This window comes from Endozoicomonas sp. ONNA2 (assembly GCF_024606365.1).
In the GTDB taxonomy this organism is placed as follows: domain Bacteria; phylum Pseudomonadota; class Gammaproteobacteria; order Pseudomonadales; family Endozoicomonadaceae; genus Endozoicomonas.
Genome location: NZ_JAHHPO010000299.1, coordinates 1 through 1,505, shown reverse-complemented (window position 1 = coordinate 1,505; position 1,505 = coordinate 1). Strand labels below are relative to the sequence as shown.

2 protein-coding genes are annotated in these 1,505 nt (G+C 40.4%); both read right to left on the bottom strand.

What is annotated here, in order from left to right:
- Positions 1-46 precede the first annotated feature (46 nt).
- A complete protein-coding gene (locus KDK14_RS05345) occupies positions 47-853 on the bottom strand; it encodes a hypothetical protein (protein WP_257263985.1) in 807 nt (268 codons plus the stop codon).
- Positions 854-1,083: 230 nt separating this feature from the next.
- A partial coding sequence (locus KDK14_RS05340; RefSeq protein ID WP_257263984.1) for a hypothetical protein occupies positions 1,084-1,505 on the bottom strand: 422 nt, incomplete at its 5' end.

Here is a 1,505-nt window from a genome sequence, read left to right as displayed (position 1 = left end):
TATTAAATTGGTAAAATTCTTCCGGTGCAATCAAAACCTTACGGATTCAGGTAATTAATAATGCAGTATAAAGGGAATAATAACCACAACCATCTGATGTAGCCGTTCCCTGATCTAATAAATGCATGAATTTCGGTTGACTATGGACATGCAATGGAAATGGGAGCAAGCTAGTGAGATAGTCACAAATCTTACTATTATATCTATTTCTATATTTTATTTCTTTATCTTCTAAAGAGTCATAACATATCACCTCTACACAGGAGTCTGATATTTTGAAAGATATTAAGCTGGCATGGCCATCAGCTAATAAAGGAATGTTAAAAAAGGTAGAACCTTCTTTAATTCCCTCCTCAATAGCCTGTTTGACTGTATTAGGAGAAACGACCTTGTCGTCTATTGATATCATTTGTCCATCTTCAATACAAAAGGGTAAGTTATGTACAACATGATCAGAACTATTACCAATATCTTTCATCGCTCGAGCCATTAATCTAGCCCCACCATTTGTACCATAACCTATCCCCCCTTTTTTCAAATTGCCTGGATTCATTGTCAGGCCTGAAATATCAATAGAACGACTGTTACCAAAATGAATGATAGAATCGACTGGAAAAGTAAATGTTCCTGTGCTCACTGCTTTTCCAGATTGTTGCTTCTCACTAAAAGAATTAACATCTCTTTGCAGAATTGATGTGTCTGATGGTTGCTTTTCGTTCAATTCAGGACCAGGTAACTTTTTAGGGGCAACCGGTGGCTGTGGTCTGCTTTCCCCATCACTTTCTATTCGAGAGTCTGAAAGAAATGAATCCTGAAGAATTAAACCGTTAATACTTTCTTGTAGTTTTTCCATAAATACCCTTCAATTTTGCGGTGAATCTGATCGATGGACTAATCGCTTATACCCGGCAGCCCAGAAGCCTGATATTGATGTAACAGAACTTGCCTGTGGCTTTCTGGGCATCGAACTCACGTTGCTTAAAATGCAGCGGTACCCGCAAATAGGCTAACCCATTGATATTTAAGGGAGTATCTAAACACAATATCGCAGTGTTTTGGATTTAATCTATATTTATCATTAGGTTAGATCATTTCTTGATTGGTATCGCTGCTTAAAATATTTGCATCATGTTCATTGATCAAGCGTTTTATGGTGTCCAGCGAATCCCGGCAATCCAGGGCAATGCCCGGAGAAAAAATCCCACTGCCGATCAGGTTGAAATTTTGCCCTGCCGGGCTTTCAAAAATGGTTCCCCAGTTTTCACGGAAGTTGCCAACGATCAAGACCCGGAATCTTTTCAGGTCTTCACAGATCACCGGGGTATATATTTCAGCAGAACGTTTATCGCCGATCAGACGAATTAACTGCCGGTTATTTTCTGCATCATCGATGTGATCCCCTAAGTATCTCCTGGTCGGGGGCTCAGGGAGTTCCTCAAGAAAGGCTGCACCGGTCAGTTTATTGGTGCTTTGCCGGAGGGTGTCCCACGCCCTGTCGATCAAAA

Excerpts from the sequence above, each read along its gene's own strand:
- KDK14_RS05345 (WP_257263985.1), bottom strand. The coding sequence starts at position 853 with ATGGAAAAACTACAAGAAAGTATTAACGGTTTAATTCTTCAGGATTCA.